23 protein-coding genes are annotated in these 20,658 nt (G+C 69.7%); 12 read left to right on the plus strand and 11 right to left on the minus strand.

Annotated elements, in window-relative coordinates; all coding sequences use genetic code 11:
- Nucleotides 1–100: 100 nt before the first annotated feature.
- Complete coding sequence (locus tag LHJ74_RS23890; protein WP_260220231.1) at nt 101–1,096, minus strand: inorganic phosphate transporter; 996 nt, start codon at nt 1,094–1,096, stop codon at nt 101–103.
- A gap of 6 nt (nt 1,097–1,102) precedes the next feature.
- Complete coding sequence (locus LHJ74_RS23895) at nt 1,103–1,723, minus strand: DUF47 domain-containing protein (RefSeq protein ID WP_260220232.1); 621 nt, start codon at nt 1,721–1,723, stop codon at nt 1,103–1,105.
- Between the two features lie 213 nt (nt 1,724–1,936).
- Between LHJ74_RS23895 and LHJ74_RS23900 the strand changes: the two genes are divergently transcribed.
- A complete protein-coding gene (locus LHJ74_RS23900; RefSeq protein WP_260220233.1) occupies nt 1,937–2,305 on the plus strand; it encodes a metal-sensitive transcriptional regulator in 369 nt (122 codons plus the stop codon).
- Between the two features lie 193 nt (nt 2,306–2,498).
- Here the strand turns inward: LHJ74_RS23900 and LHJ74_RS23905 are convergent, their stop codons facing one another.
- From LHJ74_RS23905 to LHJ74_RS23920, 4 genes are all read right to left on the minus strand, one after another.
- Nucleotides 2,499–2,717 carry a hypothetical protein gene (locus tag LHJ74_RS23905; RefSeq protein ID WP_260220283.1) on the minus strand — a complete coding sequence of 73 codons (219 nt, stop codon included), beginning with the start codon at nt 2,715–2,717 and terminating at the stop codon, nt 2,499–2,501.
- Between the two features lie 197 nt (nt 2,718–2,914).
- Nucleotides 2,915–3,760 carry an SCO4651 family lipoprotein gene (locus LHJ74_RS23910; RefSeq protein WP_260220234.1) on the minus strand — a complete coding sequence of 282 codons (846 nt, stop codon included), beginning with the start codon at nt 3,758–3,760 and terminating at the stop codon, nt 2,915–2,917.
- Nucleotides 3,761–4,186: 426 nt separating this feature from the next.
- The gene (locus LHJ74_RS23915; protein WP_260220235.1) at nt 4,187–4,957 is read right to left on the minus strand and encodes a phosphatase PAP2 family protein; all 771 of its coding nucleotides are present in this window, start codon (nt 4,955–4,957) and stop codon (nt 4,187–4,189) included.
- Nucleotides 4,958–5,203: 246 nt separating this feature from the next.
- Nucleotides 5,204–6,145 carry a C40 family peptidase gene (locus LHJ74_RS23920; protein WP_311203342.1) on the minus strand — a complete coding sequence of 314 codons (942 nt, stop codon included), beginning with the start codon at nt 6,143–6,145 and terminating at the stop codon, nt 5,204–5,206.
- Nucleotides 6,146–6,300: 155 nt separating this feature from the next.
- Between LHJ74_RS23920 and LHJ74_RS23925 the strand changes: the two genes are divergently transcribed.
- The 3 genes from LHJ74_RS23925 (at nt 6,301) to LHJ74_RS23935 (ending at nt 7,964) form a co-directional block, all read left to right on the plus strand.
- On the plus strand, nt 6,301–6,609 hold the full coding sequence (locus LHJ74_RS23925; RefSeq protein WP_260220236.1) for a DUF8827 family protein: 309 nt from the start codon (nt 6,301–6,303) through the stop codon (nt 6,607–6,609).
- Between the two features lie 196 nt (nt 6,610–6,805).
- Nucleotides 6,806–7,600 carry a maleylpyruvate isomerase family mycothiol-dependent enzyme gene (locus tag LHJ74_RS23930; protein WP_260220237.1) on the plus strand — a complete coding sequence of 265 codons (795 nt, stop codon included), beginning with the start codon at nt 6,806–6,808 and terminating at the stop codon, nt 7,598–7,600.
- Nucleotides 7,601–7,694: 94 nt separating this feature from the next.
- Nucleotides 7,695–7,964 (plus strand): DUF397 domain-containing protein, encoded by a 270-nt coding sequence (locus LHJ74_RS23935; RefSeq protein ID WP_260220238.1) that lies wholly within the window; start codon nt 7,695–7,697, stop codon nt 7,962–7,964.
- A 176-nt stretch (nt 7,965–8,140) separates the two neighbouring features.
- Here the strand turns inward: LHJ74_RS23935 and LHJ74_RS23940 are convergent, their stop codons facing one another.
- Nucleotides 8,141–8,656, minus strand: a complete 516-nt coding sequence (locus LHJ74_RS23940; protein WP_260220239.1) for a hypothetical protein — start codon at nt 8,654–8,656, stop codon at nt 8,141–8,143.
- A gap of 177 nt (nt 8,657–8,833) precedes the next feature.
- Here LHJ74_RS23940 and LHJ74_RS23945 point away from each other — a divergent pair, with 177 nt between their 5' ends.
- Entirely contained in the window at nt 8,834–9,508 is a 675-nt protein-coding gene (locus LHJ74_RS23945) for a hypothetical protein (RefSeq protein ID WP_260220240.1), read from the plus strand.
- 64 nt (nt 9,509–9,572) lie between these two features.
- Here LHJ74_RS23945 and LHJ74_RS23950 read toward each other — a convergent pair whose 3' ends face one another.
- The 3 genes from LHJ74_RS23950 to LHJ74_RS23960 form a co-directional block, all read right to left on the minus strand.
- Complete coding sequence (locus tag LHJ74_RS23950) at nt 9,573–10,514, minus strand: GNAT family N-acetyltransferase (protein ID WP_260220241.1); 942 nt, start codon at nt 10,512–10,514, stop codon at nt 9,573–9,575.
- A 140-nt stretch (nt 10,515–10,654) separates the two neighbouring features.
- Nucleotides 10,655–11,242: a hypothetical protein gene (locus tag LHJ74_RS23955; protein ID WP_260220242.1), complete on the minus strand. Its 588-nt coding sequence runs from the start codon at nt 11,240–11,242 to the stop codon at nt 10,655–10,657.
- 91 nt (nt 11,243–11,333) lie between these two features.
- Nucleotides 11,334–12,272, minus strand: a complete 939-nt coding sequence (locus LHJ74_RS23960) for a class I SAM-dependent methyltransferase (RefSeq protein ID WP_260220243.1) — start codon at nt 12,270–12,272, stop codon at nt 11,334–11,336.
- Nucleotides 12,273–12,426: 154 nt separating this feature from the next.
- On the opposite strand from LHJ74_RS23960, the gene LHJ74_RS23965 reads away from it, so the two are divergent.
- From LHJ74_RS23965 to LHJ74_RS23975, 3 genes are all read left to right on the plus strand, one after another.
- Nucleotides 12,427–13,032: a TetR/AcrR family transcriptional regulator gene (locus LHJ74_RS23965; protein WP_260220244.1), complete on the plus strand. Its 606-nt coding sequence runs from the start codon at nt 12,427–12,429 to the stop codon at nt 13,030–13,032.
- Between the two features lie 134 nt (nt 13,033–13,166).
- Complete coding sequence (locus LHJ74_RS23970) at nt 13,167–13,673, plus strand: cupin domain-containing protein (protein WP_260220245.1); 507 nt, start codon at nt 13,167–13,169, stop codon at nt 13,671–13,673.
- A 79-nt stretch (nt 13,674–13,752) separates the two neighbouring features.
- On the plus strand, nt 13,753–13,959 hold the full coding sequence (locus tag LHJ74_RS23975) for a hypothetical protein (protein WP_260220246.1): 207 nt from the start codon (nt 13,753–13,755) through the stop codon (nt 13,957–13,959).
- Between the two features lie 318 nt (nt 13,960–14,277).
- Here the strand turns inward: LHJ74_RS23975 and LHJ74_RS23980 are convergent, their stop codons facing one another.
- Complete coding sequence (locus LHJ74_RS23980; RefSeq protein WP_260220247.1) at nt 14,278–14,850, minus strand: hypothetical protein; 573 nt, start codon at nt 14,848–14,850, stop codon at nt 14,278–14,280.
- A 378-nt stretch (nt 14,851–15,228) separates the two neighbouring features.
- Here LHJ74_RS23980 and LHJ74_RS23985 point away from each other — a divergent pair, with 378 nt between their 5' ends.
- From LHJ74_RS23985 to LHJ74_RS24000, 4 genes are all read left to right on the plus strand, one after another.
- A complete protein-coding gene (locus LHJ74_RS23985) occupies nt 15,229–16,122 on the plus strand; it encodes a DUF8175 domain-containg protein (RefSeq protein ID WP_260220248.1) in 894 nt (297 codons plus the stop codon).
- Complete coding sequence (locus LHJ74_RS23990; protein ID WP_260220249.1) at nt 16,112–17,458, plus strand: hypothetical protein; 1,347 nt, start codon at nt 16,112–16,114, stop codon at nt 17,456–17,458. The genes LHJ74_RS23985 and LHJ74_RS23990 overlap by 11 nt, the downstream gene beginning before the upstream one ends.
- A 38-nt stretch (nt 17,459–17,496) precedes the next feature.
- Entirely contained in the window at nt 17,497–19,029 is a 1,533-nt protein-coding gene (locus LHJ74_RS23995) for an SCO6880 family protein (RefSeq protein ID WP_375546826.1), read from the plus strand.
- Nucleotides 19,030–19,194: 165 nt separating this feature from the next.
- On the plus strand, nt 19,195–20,658 hold the full coding sequence (locus LHJ74_RS24000; protein WP_260220251.1) for an ATP-binding protein: 1,464 nt from the start codon (nt 19,195–19,197) through the stop codon (nt 20,656–20,658).

Below are 20,658 nucleotides of genomic sequence, written 5' to 3' on the forward strand. Positions count from 1 at the left end.
GCGGTGCCACCGCGAGGTCACGGCCCGCCCCCGGATGCCGGGGGCGGGCCCCGCCATGAGGCCGGGCCGGTGGTTCACGGGCAGCGAAACGGTTCAGCGGTCAGCCCATGAAGAGGCTGATCGCCCCGTAGCACAGCGCGGCGACCGCCGCCGCCGCGGGCATGGTGATGAACCAGCCCATCACGATGTTCTTCGCGACACCCCACCGCACCGCGGACATCCGCTTCGTCGCACCCACGCCCATGATCGCCGAGGTGATCACATGCGTCGTCGAGATCGGCGCGTGGAACATGAACGACGCGGTGTACATCACGGAGGCCGCCGTGGTCTCCGCGGCGAATCCCTGCGGCGGGTCCAGCTCGATGATCCGGCGGCCCAGCGTCCGCATGATCCGCCAGCCGCCCGCGTACGTACCGGCCGACAGCATCAGCGCGCAGGTGATCTTCACCCAGACCGGGATGTCGTTGCCGTCCTGTACATCCGCGATGGTCAGCGCCATCACCACGATGCCCATCGTCTTCTGCGCGTCCTGGAGACCGTGGCCGAGCGCCATACCGGCGGCGGACACCGTCTGCGCTATACGGAAACCGCGCTTCGCCTTGTGCGGGTTGGACCTGCGGAACATCCACATGATGACGACCATCACGAGATAGCCGAGCAGCATGCCGACGATCGGCGACAGGAACATCGGGATGACGATCTTCTCCATCACGCCCGACCAGTAGACCGCGATCCCGCCGGCCATCGCCGCGCCCACCATGCCGCCGAACAGCGCGTGGCTCGAAGAGGACGGCAGCCCGAAATACCAGGTGACCAGATTCCACACGATCGCGCCGACCAGCGCCGCGAAGAGAATGGCCATCCCGCCCGAACCGTGCGGGGTCTCGATCACCCCTTCGCTCACCGTCTTGGCGACACCACTGCCCAGGAACGCACCGGCGAGGTTCATCACGGCCGCCATCGCCAGCGCGGCACGCGGCGTCAGCGCACGAGTCGAGACGGAGGTGGCGATGGCGTTCGCCGAGTCGTGGAAACCATTTGTGTAGGTGAAGAAGAGCGCGACCCCGACGGTCACGACGAGCGCGAACGTGTCCACGGGCGGTCAGGACTCCTTGACCGCGATGGTCTCGACCGTGTTGGCCACATGCTCGAAGGCGTCCGCGGCTTCCTCCAGGGAATCCACGATCTGCTTCAGCTTCATGACCTCCATGGCGTCGTACTTGCCGTTGAAGAGGTGGGCCAGCAGTTTGCGGTGGATCTGGTCGGCCTGGTTCTCCAGGCGGTTGACCTCGATCCAGTATTCGGTCAGGTTGCTCATCGTCCGCAGATTCGGCATCGCCTCGGCGGTCAGTTCCGCCGCCCGCGACAGCACCTCGATCTGCTGCTCGACGCCCTTCGGCAGCTGCTCGATCTGGTAGAGGACGACGAGATCGACGGCCTCCTCCATGAAGTCCATGATGTCGTCGAGCGTGGAGGCCAGTTTGTAGATGTCCTCGCGGTCGAAGGGCGTGATGAAGGAGGAGTTCAGCTGGTGGAAGATCGCGTGGGTCGCGTCGTCCCCGGCGTGCTCCGCTGCCCGCATCCGCTCGGCGATCTCGGCCCGCGCGGAGGGATCCGCTCCGAGGAGTTCCATCAGGAGCTTGGAGCCGGTCACGATGTTGTCCGCGGACGCGGCGAACATGTCGTAGAAGCTCGTCTCCCTGGGGGTCAGACGAAAGCGCACTGGGGATCCTCGGTGTGCATCGATATCTGGGGTCGGTCTCGTTGATGCTAGGCGCATCATCCGGCCACTGCGAACCGGCGTTCCCCAGTGTCACCCATCAGCATCCGGGCTCGGCACAGGGTTCCGCAAAATCGGGTATAGTATACCCAGCGGGGGTATATGACCCGCTCTAACTCCCCGTTCTCCCTTCTCCACCCGTTCGGGAGGTCCTTCATGACAACTGCCGAGAACACCCCCGCCACCACCCCAGTCGCCGCCCCGGACGCGGCCGAATGTTGCTCTGCTCACGCCGCGACCGGCGAGCACGGCTACAGCAAGGACAAGGACGCGCACCTCAAGCGGCTTCGCCGCATCGAGGGCCAGGTGCGGGGCCTCCAGCGGATGGTGGACGAGGACGTCTACTGCATCGACATACTTACCCAGGTCTCGGCATCGACCAAGGCCCTTCAGTCTTTCGCGCTCCAGCTCCTGGAGGAACACCTGCGGCACTGCGTGGCGCACGCGGCTGTCGACGGCGGGGCCGAGATGGACGCCAAGGTCGCGGAGGCCACGGCCGCGATCGCCCGGCTGCTGCGCACGTAGGAGACTTGGCGACCGCTGGGGAGCAGGCCGCCGGACGCCACCGCCACCACTCACACGAGCTCTGCGGCGGCGGGTCGGGGTCTGCCGTGTGGATCACGCCGGGTTCGCGTGCCCCGGCACGCGCCCTCCTCCACACGGCGACGCCGCGCACCAGACCCCGTTCACTGATCCGGCATGCCCCGGACGACAGACCCTAGAGCAGGCGTACGCCAGCGCGTGGCGGGACGACGCGCAGGATCTCGTCCACCCGTGCCACGCTCAGCCGTTCCTCACCGGCCGCTTCGGCGGCGGACGCCGCGATCATCAGCTCACCGCACAGTTCGATCTCGGCGAGGGCCACCGAATCATGGACCGCACTGCCCCGCGATCCTCGGGCTGGTCCTCGGGCCGGGCCACGGGCGTTGCCCGGCAGGGACGCTGACACCGGTACAGGCACACTCACCACCTCCTGGTGTTCCGAAGCTCCGAAGCGTCGGAACCCCGGCCACGCCGGAACCCCGCGTCTCCAGAGTAGGGAGCGGTGCATCCTCCGCGCATGGCACGTCCGAACCATTTCGGAGTTGCCGAGGGACTGCTCACGACTGACTAGTGCCGCGTCGGCAACCACCGCTACGAGGCCTCGATCTCCCCGGTGTAGAGGTCCACGGGCGCAGGCGTCCCGACCTCCACCGGGATGCCGAAGTCGTACATCGTGGTGGTGGAGGCGACGGCGGAGGCAGCATCCCCGGCCTCCGCGTCCAGGGTGAACCAGTGCCGCACCTCGCGCAGCCGCCCCCGCCCGTCCAGGTACGCGTCGAACGGCACCGCGTCCCCGGCGAACCCCTCCGCCGCCGCGCGCAGTTGGCGGCGCACGCCCCCCGACGAGGCGTGCGCCGCCTTGCGGATGTCCGTGGTGCCGCTGTAATGCCGCACCACCGCGCCGTCCGCTACCCGCCGCCGCCCCACGTACGCCACCTCGCGGGTGCCGCGCAGCAGTTCGGCCGCGCTCAGCGGGTCCGTCGCTCCGTTGGCGAGGAGGTTCCCGTCCGGCAGGGTGCTGGTGTCCACCCGGACCCATTTACCGGCGGGCACCCCCGCCCCGCGGTTCTTCATGTAGAGCGCACCCGGAATTACCAGCTCGGTGATCGGTTCTGCCGCCGGGGCGCCCGACGGCTCGCGCGGCAGGGTCACCTGGATGCGGCCGATCCGTCTGCGGTAGTCGAAGACACCGGTGCCCTTGATGGTGACGCGGGTGCCACCGCTGACCGTGCGTACGACGGTCCGTGTCCGCGACGTACCGGCACGCTCCAGCACCTCCGCAGCCTGCCGTACGGTCAGCAGCGGATCACCGGCGGGCGACCCGGTGGTGCTGGTCCGGGTGGCCACACAGCCGCCGAGCGTGCAGACAAGCGTGGCGCCGAGCCCGGTGAGCGCGGCCAGCGCCGCGCCCCAGCGCCCACACCGCCGCCCGACCATCGTCCGCCGCCCCCAGCCGCCTGCCTCGTGTCCTGGGCATCCGAAACCCGTTTCGCCTCCGCTAACGAGTACGAGGCGGCAACCGTCACGCCCCTTGGCGGTACGGTGGCGGAGTGCGCCCTGAGAAGAGTGCCGGATTTACGACAGTCCAGGCTGCGGCAGCGGGGAGCCCGCCGCCCGCGACCACGGCACCCCCTATGACGGCATCTCCTGTGACAGTGCCGGATGCTCCGGCACCGCACGAGACCGTCACGACGGAGCGGGGTGCCTTCTCCCATGCCCGATGCAGCTGCGGCTGGCGCGGCCCGGCCCGCCGCTCGCGCGACCGGGCACGCAAGGACGCCGCCGCGCATCCGTCCTAAGGGCTGTCCCGTAGGATCGGTCGTTTGGACGACGCTGCACCCGGCATCATCCGAACGGCAGGCCCTACGCCGCCAGATCCCGGTCGTACGGCCGCTTCGGCTCCTGGGCCCCGTTGCCCCTGCTGCCACCGGCGCCGCCTTCGCCACCCGTACTGTCCGTACGGCCGCCCACCGCCGGCGCCGAGCCCTCCGGCTCGGCAGTCGCCACCTCGCCCGGCCGCCCCGCCCACACCAGCGTGCCCACCCGCTCGGAGCCCGCGATCGTGCGGACCAGCGGGGTGAGCAGCCAGAACGCGACCGGGGCGAGCAGCAGTGTGACCGCCGTGCCGAGCGCGAGTCCGCCGATGACGTCCGTCGGGTAGTGCACGCCCATATAGACCCGGCAGAAGCCGGCTATCGCCGCGAGGACCAAGCCCACCAGCCCGAGCCGGCGGTTGACCATGAAGAGGCCGACCGCGAGGGCCATCGCCATCGTCGCGTGGTCGCTGACGAAGGAGAAGTCCTCCTTCCCCGCCACCAGCACTTCCAGACCCTTGTGGTCCTCGAAGGGTCTGGGCCGCTCCACCAGGCCCCTGATCGGGATGTTCACCAGCACCGCGACACCGGCCGCCAGTGGCGTCCAGACCAGCGCCGTCATGGCGGCGACGGCGTCCTCCCGGCTGCCGCTGCGCCGCCGCAGCGCCCACCAGGCCCACAGGCCCAGAAGGACGAGCGCGGCCAGCGTGCCGTACTCGCCGACGTACTCCATCGTGTGGTCGGCCCAGCCGGGGGCGTCTTTGGCCAAACCGTTGATGTCGTAGAGCAGATCAACATCGGGGTTGTCCCATCCAGCCATCGGTACGGCCCCTTCATTTGTCTGCCGAACTGCTCTGACGACCCCCGTACCCCCGTGGTCGCGCCGAGTGGTGCGCTCCTGTAACGGAATGCCCATTCCGTTCCAGACAACGCCTCGGCACCCGCTCCGCGTTCCTGTCTCCACCGAAAGATCACTCTCACGTTATCGAAGAGTGATCCGTCCCCGCAGCTCAGGGCCTTCGCCTTACGGAGAGTTCACGTCCCCTTGCGGGCCCGCTCACCCTGTTCACCCGCCAGTGGGGCGCGTCGCTCCGAAGTAATCCGGCGAATCAATCGGATCAAAGCGGATTTCCGACCCCGTATAGGGTGCATCAATCATATATCCACCGCCGACGTAGATCCCCACATGGCGGATGGACGTCGGGTCCTCCAGGTCGTTCGCGAAGAAGACCAGATCGCCCGGCAGCAGTTCGTCCCGCCCGGGGTGCGGGCCGGTGTTCCACTGCTTGCTCGCCACCCGGGGCAGTTCGACGTCCACCGACGCGTAGGCCGCCTTCGTCAGCCCGGAGCAGTCGAACCGCCCGCCGTCAGCCGACGTGCCGTCACCGCCCCAGAGATACGGCGTGCCCAGCTTCTCCTGCGCGTACGAGATCGCCCCGGCCGCCTGCTTCGACGGGTCGACCCGCCCCTTCGAGGCTGCGAAACTCTTCTCCAGCTTCCGGATGACCGAGACGTAGTTCTGCGTCTCCTCGTAGGGCGGCACGCCACTGTACTGGATCACCCGGTAGGCACCCGCGTTGTACGCCGCCAGCATGTTGTTCGTCGGATCGCCCGGCACATCGTCGACATAGCCCGCCAGCGCACAGTCGTAACTGGCGGCGGACGGTATCGCGTCCTGCGGATCCCAGACGTCGCGGTCGCCGTCCTTGTCGCCGTCGATGCCGTGGGTGGCCCACGTGCCCGGGATGAACTGCGCGATGCCCTGCGCCTCGGCCGGACTCTCCGCACTGGGGCTCCAGCCGCTCTCCTGGTAGAGCTGAGCGGCCAGCAGGGACGGGCTGATCGCCGGGCAGAGAGTGCCCCACTTCTGCACCAGTGCCTTGTACTTGGCCGGAACTGCACCCTTGGCCAGCCCGGTGGGTTTGCCGCCCGCGACACCGCCCATCAGACCGGCCGCGGCCGAGTACGTACCGATGACCAGCAGCGCCATCAGGCCGGACAGCAGCATCCCGCCAACTCCCACACCCACCAAGGCTTTCCGCACCTCTACACCATCCCCCAGATACTCCGAGATGTCACAAGTCAGCGGTACAGTCAGACGAGCGCGGAAGAACCGCGCGGGGCAAGGTCATGCAACATTCCGAGCGGGGCGGTGAGTTACACATGATCCTGGCAGCCGAGAAGGGTGACATCACCACCATCATCGGTGGAATCGCTCCTGACTGGGGGCCGTTCGGGTCGCTGGGCAACGAAGCACGCGTAATGATCGAGGTGGTGATGGCGATCGCCATCCTCCTCTGTCTCGGCATCGCCATCTGGGGCGCGGCCAAGCAGCGCATCGGAGCCACGGCGCTGCGCGACACCTTCAGCGCGGAGCAGGGCAAGGGGCTGATCGTCGCCGGTCTGACGGGCGTCTTCATCATCGGGTCGCTGGGCACGCTGTTCACCATCGTCTACGGCATGGCCGTGTAGCAGCAGTGCAGCGGCGGCGCACAGGCGCGACCCGGGGGCGCGGCCCGGCGCGCCCCTCAGGGATGCCCACCACTGACACCAAAGCTGGTCCAGTGGGTGAGATGGCCGAAACTCCCCCTCACCCCGCCGTGCAGACGGACGGTTCGCGCCAAAAAACGGCATGCTGCGCGCGGCTGTCCCGCATACGCTGCCCCGCATGGCGATCACCATCGAACACGAGCGCTACCGCACCGAAATCGTCCATCAGACCGAGCTGCTGCGGCAGGCGATCCACGGCGCCGACCTCTCCTCCCAGGTGCCGACCTGCCCCGACTGGACGCTGCGCGAGCTGGCCGTCCACGTGGGCGGCGCACACCGCTGGGCGGCCGAGATGATCGCCGCCGGGACTCTGGAGGAGCTGGAGGAGGAGGCGGTCCCCGGCTTCCACGGCCCCGGGACGGACGAACCCGCCGCCCTGGACCAGTGGCTCGCCGAGGGCGCGGTGATGCTCGCGGACGCGCTGCGGGACGCCGGGCCCGAGGCCCCCGTGTGGACCTGGGCAGGGAAACCGCGTGCCGGGTTCTGGGCCCGCCGCATGACCCACGAGACCGTGATCCACCGTGCCGACGCCTGCCGCGCGGCGGGCACGGAATTCGCCGTCGCACCGGAGATCGCCGCCGACTGCCTGGACGAGTGGCTGGAAATCCTCAGCGGTCCGGAGCAGGAGGACGACGAAGAGCTGCGACAGCTGGGTGCGCGCGCCGGAGAGAGCCTCCATCTGCACGCCACCGACGGCGAACCGGCGGACGACGCCGAGTGGCTCGTGGAACTCCTCAGCGACGGCATCAGCTGGCGCCGCGCGCACGGCAAGGCGACGGTCGCACTGCGGGGGCCGCTCACCGACCTCCTGCTGGTCTTCTACCGGCGGCTGCCGCCGACCACCGCCCGCGTCGAGGTGCTGGGGGACGCCGAGCTGCTGGACTTCTGGCTGGAACAGGCGAACTGGAGCTGAGCGCCGCCTCTCCTCCTCCGCCTTGGACCCGAAGCCCCATGGCGCCGCTCCCTGATCCACCCCCTGTCGCGGAGAGGTCGTTAGGCTGGCCGTTATGACCAAGATGAGCGACCTGAACTGGATCCGGGCGACCGACGACCCCGATGCCGAGTGCATCGAAGTCGCCGCCGGAGAGGGCGATCTCGTCCACCTGCGGCAGAGCGACGACCCGGAGAACGTCGTCACCACCACCCAGGCCAAGTGGGATGCCTTCGTACTCGGCGTGCAGAACAACGAGTTCGACCACTTCGTCGAAGGTGTTGACCTCGACGGCGCCGAGAGCGCCGCGCCCGCCGCGAGCCACTCGGAATCCGACCAGCTTTAGGGCGTGTCCCCCGGAGCGAACCCGGGCGCCGCGAAGGACGCCGGGTCCCGGGACGTCGTGCCGTCGGTGATCCACCAGTGCGTGGGCTGCTCCCCGTACGTGCCGAACAGGCCGCTGGGTCCCCAGTGCAGAATCAGCTCCCCTTTCGTGGGCCCGCCGGGCCCGCCCGAGGTCACTTAGGGGGCTTCGCGCAGAGTGCTCGTCTGCCCGTCCGTCGCGCGCTCGCCCAAGATGACGGACGTGACGGAATCCGGAAAGCCGTCGCCGTCCAGATCGGCGGTCTCCACTTCCTTCGGCAGGACGTAGTCGCGTCCACGCCCCTCGCGCACCGGTTCGGGCAGGCCAAGGTCCCGGCGTCCGTGGACCGTCCGCTTCGAGGGGTCGAGCCCTTCGGCCGAGCCGTAGACGATGCCTGTCCGCTCGTCCCTGATGACGGCGTCCGGGTCGTCGCTGACGGGGACGGGCACGAGGAGGTCGTGGTGTCCGTCTCCGTTGAAGTCGTCGGGGTCCTTCGACCCCTTCCCCTGGTCCGGCTCCCGGCTCTCGGCGGGCGCGCTGGGCACCGGGGCGGCCGCCGAGGTCCCGCCCTTGGAGGGGGACGGCTCGCGGCCCGTTCCGTCACTGCCGCAGGCGGGGAGCGGCACGAGCACGGCGCAGACGGCGAAGGCCGCCAAGGCGGTACGAGACGTCATGCGCCTCACCTGGCAAGATCGTTGCCCCAACGCAGGGCGGTGTCGCAGGGCGGGGGGGGCGGTGTCGCAGGGCGGTTCTGCGCTCCCGCCGTACCGCCGCCGGTGAGTACGAGAGACCGGCGAACCTGAGTACGTACACGGAGGCAGGGTGCCACGCCCGCACCTACGTTGGCAGACATGAGCGAGCCCGACAGCCGTACGATCACCGCCGCCCCGGACACCCCCGCAGACCTGCCCGTACCGTCCGACCTGGCCGAGCCGTCCGGCACGCTCCGCAGCGCTCTGCGGAGCGTGCTCCTCGTCCTCGGCTCCGTGCTCCTGGTGCTCGCCGTCGTCGTGGCGGTCGCCCTGCACGAACTGCAGGAGGACATCGATGCGGCCGGCGGCCCGGAGCTGAACTCCCCGGGAGGCTTCGGTGAACCGCTCTCCGCGGGCAACACCGCCCGCTACAAGGACGGCGTGAAGCTGAAGCTGTCCGCCCTGCACCGCGCCGTGCCCGCCTTCGGTGACGGTGCGCGGGAGCCGGGCGACCGCACCTACCTCTTCTCCCTGACGTACGAGAACGGCGGAGACGAGCCGCTGGCCTTCGGCCCGGACCATGCAACCGGCTTCGACTTCTGGGCCGGCACCCACGCCGAGGAGGACGCTCTTCTTGAGGGCGCCCCCGACTGGGAGAACGGCGAGGAGACCGAAGCACTCCTGCCCGGCGCTCTCGAGCCGGGCAGGAGCCTCACCCTTCCGCTGCGGTACACCCTCGCCGAGGGCGTGCCGGTCGTCACCTTCAGCGTCGAACTCATGGACGGGCGGGAACCGGTGTACTGGGAGATCCCCGTCGACGACCTGACCCGCTGACGCGCGCGGGGCCTGCAGATCTGTGTCCCGGTCGCTGTGTAAGGGCGCTGTGTAAGGGCGCTGCTTACAGGTCGAGCTGGCATTCCCGCGTGCGATGCGTCGGACGGTAGCCGAGTGCGTCATTGATGCGGCGCATGTACGCGTTGCTGTCCGCCGTGTCCGTCAGCAGTCCGGCGAGCTCGGGGTGGCGTGCCGCCGCCTGCCGTACCGACTCGGCCTTCATCCAGGCGCCGAGGCCGTGCCCACGGTGGGCGGGCAGCACACCCGTCCCGTAGTGCTGCCCGTCGCCCTTGCCGTCACCGGGCACCACGATCTCGGTGAATCCGGCGATGGAGCCGTCGGACTCGTCGACGGCGGCGACCGTGTACAGCAGGTCGCCGCGCCGGGCGATTGCCGCCGCCGCGTCCCGGACGCGCTCGACGTCCCAGATCACGGTGCCGTAGTCGGTGTCGTCCATCGGCATGTCGTCCATGGCGTGACGGGAGTGGGCAAAGGTGACCGCCAGTTCGTCGGGCACCGTCCCGGCCCAGGACACCAGGCGGTAACCGGGACACGACCGGGTGGCCGTGGCGGTGAGTGCGCCGAGCGGACCGGAACCCGCGGCTGCCCCGGAATCCGCGGCCACCCCGGAATCCGCCGTCGCGCCGGAAAGGGAAAGCCGCGCGTGGGTCAGGGTGAGGACCGTACGGAAGCCGCGTACGGACAGGAACCGGGCGCCCGGCGATTCGGCCCGGGCCTCCGCCACCAGGCTGCGGCGGCCGTGCTCCCGCGCGGCGGCGACGGCCGCCGCCAGCAACCGCGAACCGACGCCACGGTGGCGCTCGGCGGGGTGGACGGTGAGCGTCAGTTCAGCGAGATGGTCCTGCCCGGATCGGGTGAAGAGGCGCAGCCCGGCCGTGCCGAGGGGAGCGCCCCCGGCGCGTCCCTCGTCGGTGGCGAGCCACACCAGGCGGTGGCCCGCGGAGGTGATGGCGGGGTCGGTCAGTGGGGTGAGGCGAAGTGACACGGTGTCTCCGTCGTCATGAGAAGGGGAAAGCTGCCGGTACGCGAGTCCAACCCCTCGGCATGTGTGCGCATGAGCCGTACACCTCCTCCTCGGACGACGCCGCCCGTCCGGACGACGCGGAGAACTTAGCCCGCCGGCGATCACGCCGCAACGCCTTTCCCGCTCCGGCCGCTCTCCCGGTGCCTTCGGTGGTAGGAGAGGGTGACGCAGGCCAGCAGCGGGCCCCAGGCGAGCACCGGGAGATAGCAGGCGCGCATCAGCCAGAGCCAGCCGCCATCCAGTTCGCCCGCACCCGGGTCCACCACGAAGGTCTGCACGAGGGGCACCACGGTGAACACCAGCGTCAGCAGTACCGCGCCGGCCGCCGCCACCCGTACGGCCGTCCTCGGAACCACCGGCCGCCCGCCCAGCACCGGCACCCAGCGCGGCACGGCCTCGCCCCACGGGCGTACCAGCCCCAGCGTCAGGAACGCCAGCACCTCGGCCAGCAGGCTCAGGCCGAGCATGTACACAGTTCCCGAGCCCGGCGCCTGGTAGTTCTCGCGCATGACCTCCGCGCTGTAGCCGAGCGGGACACCCACGGCGAGCAGAGAGCGCCACAGGCTGGACGGCAGTACGCACAGCACCGTCAGATGCGCGGCACGCACCGCCCACCGCTCCGGCGGCCGTACGGGAGCGGGTGCGGATTCGACTGCGGCCGGACTGGTCGTCGTCTCAACTGTGTTCACCCCGCGATGGTGCCGCCTCACAGCGGCTCATGGCATCGCTCCGGAGGCTGGGTACCGGTACGTCTCCAGGATGATCTCCGCGCCTCGACCGTCACCCCTGCCGGTCTTCGGCGGAGCGATTGGCGGACGTTTCGGCCGTCACCAGCCAGCAGGTGCTGCGCAACCGGACCGCTCCGTCGCGCTCGTGACCGCGCAGCGCATCCGTGAGCGCCCGCCGGGCACGCTGCCGGTCGTCCGGCCCGGCCTGGCTGATCAGATGGCGTCCGGGGCCGGAGTCCAGCAGGAAGGCCGCCGCATCGTCCGCATCCCGGCCCCAGACCCCGTACGCCTGGGTGCGTACGGTCGCGATCTGCCCGAATCCGGCGGCGGTCAGCACCTCGCGGACGTGGTCCGGGTCCGCCAGCGAGAACATCCCGGGACCGCCCGGCTCGCCGAAGCCCCCGACGGGCAGGTAGGGGCGCAGCGCGGCCATCGCGTGCAGCCACTCGTTGTCCTGCGGGTCCGCGGCGCAGACGAACGCCATCCGGCCGCCGGGGCGCAGAGCGGCCCCGATGTTCGTGAAGGCCGCCACGGGGTCGGCGAAATACATCACTCCGTACCGGCTGATCATCACATCGAAGGTGCCGGGTTCGAACTGCTTGGTCTGGGCGTCGCCCCGTTCGAAGGTCGCGTTGGCGACGCCCTCCTCCCGTGCGGACTCGCTGGCGCGCGTCAGCATGGGGGCGGACAGGTCCAGGCCGGTGGCCCATCCGTGAGCCGCCCGGGCCGCGGCGAGCCGGGTCGTACGGCCGGCGCCGCAGCCGACGTCCAGGACGCGGTCTCGCGCTCCGATCGCGGCGGCGGTGAGCAGGGGCTCGTTGAACCCTTCGTTGACGGCGTCCCAACGGTCCTGATGCCGGGCCCAGTGGGCGCCCTCGTAGCCGTTCCACGCCCTTTCCTGCTCGGGGTCGGCGGCGGCACCGGTCGACTCGGCGTGGTCGGCGTGGTCGGCGTTGCGGGTGTTGTGGGTGGGGTCGGTAGTCGTCTGCATGGGTGCCTCTCCGGAGGATACGGCCGGTGCGGCCCGATAGTATGGGCGTGCGCCCAAACAATATGGGCACACGCCCATACTTGCAAGACCCGCCAGCCGTACGACGGCGCCGGCAGCCCGTACGGTAGGCGCGTACCAAGAGAGGCGGTCCCCCATGTCACCGCGCGGAGTGGCGATTCCCGACGTGCGCGAGCGGCTGTTCAGCGCCGCCGAACGAGTGCTCGCCCGCGAAGGGCCAGGCGCCTTGACGGGCCGCGCGATCACCGGCGAGGCGGGCTGCGCGAAGGGGATGCTGAACGCCCATTTCGCGGGGTTGGACGAGTTCCTCGCCGAGTTGCTGCTGGACCGCTTCTCCCGCGCGGCACGCCAGGCCGGCGAACTGCCCGCGCGGGCGGGCCAGGCCGACGTCGCCGACAACCTCCGTACGGTCACGCTCGCGCTGCTCTCCTCGACGGGCCCGGCCCTCACCGGCCTGACCCTGGCCCGCCCCGGCGCGTCCCAGCGGGTCCGGGAGGCGCTGCGGGCGGGGGCGCCCGGCTTCGCGGCGATCCAGTCCTCGATCACCGACTACCTGGAAGCGGAACGGCGTCTCGGCCGGGTCACGGACGGCACGGACACCGCAGCGGTCGCACTCGCGCTCATCGGGACCATCCACCATCTCCTGATGACGGCCGACTGGTCGGGCACCCCGGACCCGGGCGGGCAGGCGGAGCAACTGGTGACCATGCTCGCCGGCGCGGCTACCGGCGGCGGCGCGTAGGGGCGGAGAGGCGGGAGGGCCGAAGGGGATGGCCCCGGACGCCTTCGGTCGCTCCATCGGCGCGGCGTGTCACGGAAGGTGATCTGCCGGGATCACGTAGCGTCGCGGTCGCCCGTCACGCCGAGGAGTCGCGCATGTCGTATCCCGAGCCACGCTATGCGGGGGAGACCGGCCAGGTCAGCGCGGTGCGACGACCGGCCGAAGCCCCGGCCGAAGTGGTCTCCCCTGAAGGCGGCACCATCCACTACCTCGCCACCCAGGCCACCACGGAGGGCGACTTCGGCCTCTACCGGCTGGACATGGCGCCGCAGACACCGGGGCCACGGGCGCACTTCCACCGGTCCATCGCGGAGTCGTTCTTCGTACTGGCGGGCACAGTCACTCTGTTCGACGGGCAGCGGTGGGCCAGCAGCCAGACCGGCGACTTCCTTTACGTGCCGGCGGGCGGGCTGCACGGATTCCGCAACGATTCCCCCGAACCAGCGTCCATGCTGCTGCTCTTCACACCGGGTGCGCCACGCGAGGAGTACTTCGAACGTCTGGGGGAGATGGTCCGTCACGGCGGGGAGGAACTGGCGGAGTTCCTCGTCCGCCACGACACCTTCTTCGTCGACGCCGAGGGCGATCCCCGCCCTGTCTGACCGGACCGTGCCCCGCCTGCTTCGCAAGAGTGAAAGCGAGAACCCGCCCCGACGGAATCCAGACGGAACAGGACCACCGATGCCGCTCGCCGGGAAGACGCTGATCACCGGTACCAGCACCGGCACCGGCACCGGCACCGGCGCCACCGCCGCCCGCGCCTTCTCCGACGCGGGCGGCCCGGGCAACTCCGACCGGCCGCAGGCCCCGCTGACCGAGACCTCCGCAGAACGGTTCGATTCGGCGTTCGGCCTGAACCTGCGGGGAGCGTCCGTGCCTCCGCCATGAGGCACCGGCGATGCTCGCACCCGGCCGGCGGCACCGTCGTCAACACTCCACCGGTTCCGGCCCGACAGGCGGGCGCACGGCCTCGGCCCGTACACCGCCGCCAAGCATGGCTTTTACAAGGGCCGACCAAGGCAGCCGCCCTCGAAAGACTGGCCACGCTCCGGACGAGTACCGGCGAGCCGCCCGCCGACGCCATGCCGATGTGCCGAGGCGGGCCGCCGGGCCGGGCGGGCGGAGGAGGTGGCCGTGGCGGCCGTATGGCTGTCCTCGGAGGAGGCGGGCGCTCGTGGCCGAGCGCGTTCAGCTCACCGTGCGCCCTCAGTGGGCCTTCGCCGGATACAGACAACCAGTCTCCGGATACGGACCGTTGACCCCGGCCGACACCTGGGACTCGTTCACCAGCCCCGTGACGCACGCGCTTCCACCCACCCGGACTCCGTACATCGCACCAGGCTGCTCGACCCAGTCCATCAGGTCGTTGTCCCACTCCGCGCGCGGGGGGTGGACCCTCGTGTCCTCCGCACGGAAGCCGAGGCCGAGCAGGGCCGGACGTACCTCCTCAGGATCGATACGCCCCTGCTTGCGCAGCTTTTCCAGCACCGGTCTTATGCGTTCGACGTCCGCACGCGCCGTCTTCTCGTCGGCTGCTGTCATCTGACCGGGGCGGCGTGCGACGTTGTTGTCCCCGTGATGCGGGGCGCCGTCGACCACACCCGGTTCGACGTACGGGCTCGGCGGCACGGCCGTGGAGGAGGCCCCCGGGCTGCCTTTCCCCTTTCCCTCCTCCGGCCGCTCACCCTCCCCCCGTTTGACGGCACACCCGGAGAGGGACGCGGCCAACACGACGACGGCCATGGCCGCTAGCACCCCGGAACCTCTGTGTACGAACATGCGCCCGAGCCAACCACGGCAGCCCACCTCACACCTGAGTACGCATACTCAGGGCACACTGCACCTCCGTGAGGGCGGGGCGCCCGAGGGCATACTCTCGCTGTTCGGGGCTGCGGTCCTGGCTCTGCTGGGGCAGGTCAAGGCGGATCGCGCATCCTGCTGCGGCCCGAACAGCCCGCTCGGCGCGCCTCTGTTGAGACCCATGTGGCATGAGGGGCAGAAGTGCGCACATGACGGGTATCTATTCCTAAGAGATGTCCAGCCGCTGTGGATGACGAGACCCACGCAACCGGTCCCCCCGCTAACGTCGTGTGAGGGGACAATGTACTGACGGCGGTTGACGGCTGTAGGCAGACGGTTGAGGGAGGCACGTCCGGCATGAGCATCGGCGGCGACGACTACGACGAGCGCGGTCGTCCGGGCGGGTCGGGCCCGTCCACGGGACGCGGCTCGGCCCGCCAGGGGACGCGCACCCGGCTGCCTGGTGAGGACGGTGACGTCTACGGTGTCGGCAGACGCTCCGCCGCCCGGCCAGGACGGAGCCTCCTTACCGTGCTGAGCGTGGTGGTATTGCTCATCGCGGCCATCGCCTTCGCGAACCGGGGCGGCGACTCCGGCTCCGAGGCGGATGGTGGCAGCGGCGGCTCCCAGGCGAAGAACCCCGAGGGCGGCGAGGCGCAACCGACGGCACCGACGGGCGAGAAGCCCGTCAGCGGCAAGGACGGCACGACGGGCATCCCGTCCGGCTTCCCGCAGACGGAGCAGGGCGCGCAGAGCGCGGCGACGAACTACGCGGTGGTCCTGTCGTCCGGTGAGATCACCAAGCCGGACAGCCGTGACGACGTCGTGCAGCAAGTTTTCACTCCGTCCAAGATCGCGGAGACGCAATCGAAGATGGACCAGGTGTACTCCGCCGAGACCCTGGACAAAATCGGGCTCGAAGAGGACGGCACCGCCAAGGACGGTCTGGCTTACGTCTCGCGAACTGCTCCCATAGGCACCACGGTGGTGGATTTCAGCAGCAACTCGGCCAAGGTCGACGTCTGGTGTACGGGCGTTTTCGGGACGGCCGGCGAAGAGTCGACGACCCCGGTGACGAGCGACTGGTTCACGATGCGCTTCAACTTGTCTTGGGTTGAGAGCGACTGGAAGGTTCAGGGCTTCACACAGAAGGACGGCCCGGCTCCAGTCACGGGTGACAATAGGGCTTCTGGCGCTGACGAGATTGCCAAGGCAGTTGAGCAGTTCGGAGGGTTCACCTATGCCCGATAATCCCCGCCGCCGACGTCGTGCGCTCTGTGTGGGCACAGCGTTGGCGGGGCTTCAGGCTGCCGCTCTGCTGACTGCGGCCCGGGCAACCGCAGAGCCCAAAGAAGACTGCGACATGGCCCTCGGTCCCGCCAAGGATCTCTGCGAGAGCGAAAAGGGTGGCAGTTCCGGTGGAGGCACCGGCGGTGGTGGGGGGCAGGCGCCTGAGCCCGAGTATCTGACTGACCCGCTCAGCTCGCTCGCCAAGGGCTTCGCGGAGGCGGCCGCATGGACTATCCAACGGCTGTCGAAGCTGGTCAACGAGACGTCCAACGTCGACTTCACCAACTCTTCCTTCCTCCGCCAGTACGCCGTCGTGTTCGCCGCGTCGACGATCCTCACGCTCGTGCTGTGGCTGCTCGCCGTGGCCAAGCGGGCGGTCCGCGGCGTCCCTTTCATGGAGGCGTTCACCGAGGCGATCGGCTTTCTCTGGCTGGTCGTCCTGGCGTCCGCGTTCACGCCGCTCATCCTCTACACCGTCGTTTCGGCGACCGACTCCGTGACCCAGGCGGTGGCCACGGGCACCCAGAGCGATACCGACGCGTTCTTCGGCACGTTCGCCGAGGCCCTGGAGAAGGGCGAGGGCATCGGCGGCGGTCCGGTCATGCTGATCCTGGTTTCGCTGGTTTCCGTCATCGCCGCCGGGGTTCTGTATCTGGAACTGGTGATCCGCGCGGCGCTGCTGTACGTGGGTGCGCTGCTGGGCACCGCCGTCTACGCGGGCCTGGTGGACAAGAACCTGTGGGGCCATGTCCGCCGCTGGGCGGGCATCATGATCGCCGTGATCCTCGTCAAGCCCGTCATCATGATCGTCCTCGGACTGGCCGGGGCGCTGTCGGCGGACGACGGGCCGAACGCCGCCTCCGCCATCGTCTCCGGGCTTGCCATCATCATCCTCGCGATCTTCGCCTCAGCGATGATCTACCGCTTCGTGCCGGGCTTCGGTGACGACATCGCCAGCCACCGCAGCGCGACGCAGAAGGCGGGCAGCAAGGCCGTGGCAGCCGTCTCGTCACCCGCGCACATGCTCCGGCAGGGCATCAACACCCACGGTGCACGCGGCGACGGTGGAGGGGGAGGCGGCGGCGCGAACGCCTCCGGCGGCGGTTCGCCCCGCCCCAGCAACGCCGTGTCCGGCGGAGTGGCCGCCCACAGCACCCGCAGCGGCGGGGGCGGCAACGGCTCAGGCGGAGGCAGCGCCCGCACCCCTTCCGCACCCCCCAAGCCCAGAAACGTCGCGGACAACACGGGTTCCCGTTCGCCGCACAGCAACCGCAGCACCGGAGGTGATCGCGGGTGACGACGCCTACCCACAGCGCCGCGCCGCGCCGCACGTACATGATCGGCCGGGCCCGGCCGAACGCAGTCGTCGGCAAGAACCGGGAGACCGGCGAGATCGCAGTGATCATCGCCGGGGCCTTCATCGGCATGATGAGCGGCCTGCTGGTCCCCGTGCTGGCCGTACGCATTCCCGCGCTGGTCGGCTTCCCCATGCTCGCGCTGGCGGTCGTGTACGTGCCCTACCGGGGGCGCACACTCTACAAGTGGTTCGAGATCAACCGCTCTTTCAAGCGGATGGTGCGTCGCGGCGCACCATACCGGTCGGGTGTCGCCGAGGCCGGGATCAGCCTGGACGGCCGTGAGGTGGAGGTCGGTCCACCCCCGGGGGTCGGACGGATCAACTGGCTGTCCGCGCCCTTCGGCCCCGACGAGATCGCGGTGCTGCTGCACGCGGACCGCCGCACCGTCACCGCCGCCATCGAGATCGAGGGCCCCGGCGTCGGGCTGCGCGACAGTGAGGATCAGGAGGCCCTGGTCGACCGTTTCGGCACGCTGCTGAAGCATGTGGCCAACGGCGACGGCTTCGTCTCGCGCCTGCAGATCCTCGCCCGTACTCTCCCCGCCGACCCCGACGCGCACGCGAAGGACATCGCCCAGCGCGGCGACGAACGGGCGGCGCCCTGGCTTCAGGCGTCGTACGAGCAGTTGCAGTCGATGGTGTCGACCTCCAGCGAGCAGCACCGCGCCTATCTGGTCGCCTGTATGCACTACGGGCGCGAACTGGCCGCCGAGGGTGCGACGATCGCCAAGGCGGCGCGCGCCTCCGGCCGGAAGAGCGGCGGCTCCGCACGCAGCCGGAGGATGACCAAGGACGAGGGTCTTGCCGTCGTGATGGCCCGGGAACTCACGGACATCTGCGCCCGGTTGGCCGAGGCCGACATCCGGGTGCGGCAGCCGCTGGGCCAGGCCCGGATGTCGTCGCTGATCCATTCCATGTACGACCCGGATCACCCCATCGACCACATCCAGGCGATGACCAAGCGGAACGCCTGGCCCGCCGAGCTGGATGCGATGGAGCCGACCTATCTCCGGGCGAAGACCCGCGAGTCGGTGACACGCGCGCCGTGGTGTCACTCCACGGCGTGGATCAAGGAGTGGCCGATGACCCCGGTCGGCGTCAACTTCCTGGCGCCGCTGCTGGTGCACACGCCCGATGTGATCCGTACGGTCGCGGTGGTGATGGATCTGGAGCCGACGGAGCTGGCCATCGAGCGGATGCTCACGGAGAAGACGAACGACGATGCGGAGGCGAGCCGGTCCGCGAAGATGAACCGGACGGTCGACCCTCGCGACGTCGCCTCGCACGGGCGCGTCGACCAGCGCGGTGAGGACCTGGCGAGCGGAGCGGCCGGGGTCAATCTGGTCGGCTACATCACGGTCTCCTCCCGTACCCCCGAGGCGCTCGCCCGTGACAAGCGGACGATCCGCGCGTCCGCCGGGAAGTCCTATCTCAAGCTGGAGTGGTGCGATCGGGAGCATCATCGCGCGTTCGTCAACACCATGCCGTTCGCGACCGGTATCCGCCGCTGAGCACCGCAACGCCCGCACCATCGGCACGGCCCGATGCCCTGCACCAGCCGCACTACCCAGAGCACTACCCCAGAGCACTGCCGAGAGCACTGCCCCGAGAGCACAGAGCATCCAGAGCCCGGCAGCCGACACGTCCCTCGTTCCTGAGAATCCGGAGGTCATGGCATGGCCGCACGAGACCCCCTGACCATGGTCACCGATGCCTTCACCGGCTTCCTGTTCGGCAAGACAGAGACGACGCGCCTTCCCGTGCGCACCTCGACGGGGCAGGCGCAGGCGGTCTACCTGCCCACCGCAGCTCCCGGGCTCGGCGACTCGGGCGTGATCATCGGCCGCGAGGTCTACAGCGGGAAGGGCTACATCTACGACCCGTTCCAGCTCTACGGCCAGCAACTGCCCGCCCCGCACTGGCTGGTGCTCGGCGAGTCGGGCAACGGGAAGTCGGCGCTGGAGAAGACGTACGTACTGCGCCAACTGCGCTTCCGTGACCGCCAGGTGGTGGTGCTGGACGCACAGGGTGAGGATGGGGTGGGTGAATGGAACCTGATCGCCGAGGAGATGGGCATCACCCCCATCCGGCTGGATCCGACGGCCGCGCTGCATCAGGGGATCCGGCTGAACCCACTGGATCCGGCGATCACCACGACGGGTCAGCTGGCTCTGCTGCGCACCATCATCGAGGTGGCGATGGGGCACGGTCTGGACGAGCGTTCGGGCTTCGCGCTCAAGGTCGCACACGCCTTCGTGAACGAGACGATCGGCACCGGGGGGGAGCGGCAGCCCGTGCTGACGGACATCGTCGAGCAGTTGCGCCATCCGAAGCCGGAATCCGCGACGGCGATGAACGTGGCGCTGGAGGACGTACGGGCCTGGGGTCTGGACGTCGCGCTGGTGCTGGACCGACTGGTCGACGGTGACCTGCGGGGCATGTTCGACGGGCCGACGACGGTCGGCATCGACCTGGATTCGCCGCTGATCGTCTTCGACCTGTCGCACATCGACCGGAACTCCATCGCGATGCCGATCCTGATGGCCATCGTGGGCGTGTGGCTGGAGCACACCTGGATCCGGCCGGACCGCAAGAAGCGGATCTTCTTGGTGGAAGAGGCCTGGCACATCATCAACAGTCCTTTCGTGGCGCAGCTGTTCCAGCGGTTGCTGAAGTTCGGGCGGCGGCTGGGACTGTCGTTCGTGGCGGTCGTGCACCATCTTTCGGATGTTGTCGACGGCGCGGCTGCGCGGGAGGCCTCCGCCATTCTCAAGATGGCCTCCACCCGGACGATATACGCGCAGAAGGCCGACGAAGCGCGGGCTACAGGCAAGGTGCTGGGGCTGCCGCGCTGGGCCGTGGAGATCATTCCGACTCTCTCACCCGGCATCGCGGTCTGGGATGTGAACGGCAACGTGCAGGTGGTCAAGCATCTGATCACGGAGGCGGAGCGCCCGTTGGTCTTCACCGACCGTGCCATGACCGAATCCTCGGTCGTGCCGCCGCCTTCGCCCGTGGCCCCGCCCTCGCTGGAGGCCGCGCTGGAGGCGGAGACCGAGGCCCGCGCCTTGGCCATGGAGCGCAGCGCCGGGCGGAGTACGGGGAGGCCGGGCGGACCGTCCGCGTCCACGGTGGCCTGA

The organism is Streptomyces gossypii (genome assembly GCF_025165795.1).
Classification (GTDB): domain Bacteria; phylum Actinomycetota; class Actinomycetes; order Streptomycetales; family Streptomycetaceae; genus Streptomyces; species Streptomyces gossypii.